Origin of the sequence: Methanospirillum sp. (assembly GCF_035560735.1) — an archaeon.
In the GTDB taxonomy this organism is placed as follows: domain Archaea; phylum Halobacteriota; class Methanomicrobia; order Methanomicrobiales; family Methanospirillaceae; genus Methanospirillum.
This window is the reverse complement of sequence record NZ_DATMYY010000263.1, coordinates 1-2,224: the sequence shown is the minus strand read 5'-3', so window position 1 is coordinate 2,224 and position 2,224 is coordinate 1. Positions and strand designations below refer to the sequence as shown.

At 42.8% G+C, this 2,224-nt stretch carries 2 protein-coding genes; both read left to right on the top strand.

Translation table 11 applies throughout. The annotated features are described in order from the left end of the window. The first annotated feature begins 92 nt into the window (after window positions 1–92). The gene (locus VN429_RS07425) at window positions 93–1,718 is read left to right on the top strand and encodes a PKD domain-containing protein (RefSeq protein WP_325631576.1); all 1,626 of its coding nucleotides are present in this window, start codon (window positions 93–95) and stop codon (window positions 1,716–1,718) included. Between the two features lie 2 nt (window positions 1,719–1,720). Continuing rightward, on the top strand, window positions 1,721–2,224 hold a 504-nt coding region (locus VN429_RS07420; protein ID WP_325631573.1), incomplete at its 3' end, for a hypothetical protein.

The following is a 2,224-nucleotide window of genomic DNA, read 5'->3' as shown; positions in this document are numbered from 1 at the left end:
CATCATGCCCTTTTGTTTTTCACTTATCTCTTACCGGAACCTTTATTCGTTTACCATTATTATAATCAAATGAATATATCGGGGGACTGATTTTGGTACGTACACAGAGACGAGTGGAGGTTCTGGCTGTTTTAATACTGCTCTGCCTCATTCCACTCATAGGGGTTGCAGACAGAGGTATCTCTTCCCAAATGGATGCTCCAAAAATATTATTCCAGTCAGATACAGCGGCTATCTCTACATCTGCACATTCAGCGATGATTGCACATCCTTCAAAGGATCAGAGAAAGCAATGGAATTCTGAGTACCTGAATGCTCCTTTAGCATCAGTGAAAAATAGTGATCTCAAAAAAGATCTTGACGACTCGTCCACGATGAGTCTTTTGCGTTACATTACATACAATGCAACAGAGAGGGATCAACAGGACTGCGGAAATGGCTGGGTATGGGTTGGAACCAGTGCTCTTGAAGTTGCGCACTCAACACAGAATGGTGTAAATGATAGGTTGTCTGTCCAATATCTCAACTCAAAGTACCATAATGGGGGAAAATCTCCATACTCCTCATCTGATTGTGCATGCAACGGAGGAAATTCTGCAGAATTTGTGAATTTCTATATGTTAAATGGTAAGTACGGTGGAAATAAAACTGTTATTCCCTGGAACAATACAAATGCCGCATTTTTCGACGGAAATGTTACGTCTACAGGGCATTCAAATATTGATTCAAGTCTTATCAACCTGACTCCTTCATACAAACTCACAAGCCTTGACGTTTCACGTGTTGAAACATTAAATATCCCACAGGATTCTGCGATAAAAAATATCAAAAAGATGCTGGAGAATGGAAAACCGGTAATACTTACTTTTTATCTTCCTGATCAGAATGCCTGGAATGAGTTTGATCGGTTCTGGGATTATGGGCTGCAGGATGTGTCATACTTTGATATCGACACCTATGCAGGAAGCACCTATACCTCAACCGGAGGAAGTCAGATGGTTCTGGTTACCGGGTATACCGATAACGGTACAGCCGGATATTGGCAGTGCCTGAACAGCTGGGGGACTTCTACATTCAGACCGAACGGTACATTCTATATCAATGAGTATATGGATTACTCAGCGGCATATTCGGATTATGGGGAGAATCTTCCGGTAACCCAATGGGAGACTCTTGATACTGTATATAATACTACTGTGCAGAACACCACACCCACTGACAATCCGAACCTGACTGCAGATTTTGATATCTCTCCTGAAAGTGGGTACCCACCTCTTACGGTTCATTTTTCTGATACTTCCAGTGGAGGACCTGACTCCTGGAAATGGAACTTTGGAGATGGGGGTGGTTCCATCATCTCGAGTCCGAATCACACCTATACTCAGCCAGGACATTATTCTATTTCATTGTCAATAGCAAAGTCTGGATATTCTGCAGGAACAATTAAGAAAAATGCTGTAACTGTTAAGTTCCCGTATGTCACTGTGAGTCCGTTCCCAAAACCTGATGGAGGGAATTATTCCGTGCCAACTGATCCTGATGGAGATGGAAGATACGAAGATATTAACGGGAATGGATGGCTGGAGAATGATGATCCTGTTGTTTACCTGAAAAATCTTCAGTTTGCACAGAAGAATGAACCAGTTACCCAGTTTGACTTTGATGGGAGTGGTTTCATTGGGTACGGGGATATCGTGATGCTGAAAAAGATGGTGTGATCATGATGAAATTAACACGTATTTCAGGACTGGTTGCGGCATTTATCCTTATCAGTATATTTTCCACACCGGCCCTGGCTCTTTCGCAGCCTGTTCTCTTCTTTTCTCCGGATTTGGTGGAGAGCAATACTGGTGATAATGTTCAGGTTCATCTTCTGATGGACGGTGCTTCCCGTGGACTATCCGGGTATGGATTAATCATTTCACTAGATACCCCAGACATTGTTGATATCATCGGTATAGATCTTCCAAAATGGACCGGACTTCAGGATATTCAAAAGCAATCTGATTCTTCCTATCTGATACAGGGAGTTGACTCCAATGATAATCAGCATCCAGGTGCACCGAAAATTGATCTGGCAACCGTAAAGGTGCATGCCAAAGCTCCCGGTTATGCCACAATCAGGGCCACACCGATAATGATTGATGATGATCAGAAAGGCAGGTACGAAAGCAGTCCGGTTGCAATGACTATTGTTATAACTGGAGCAGGTCCTGTTCCATTA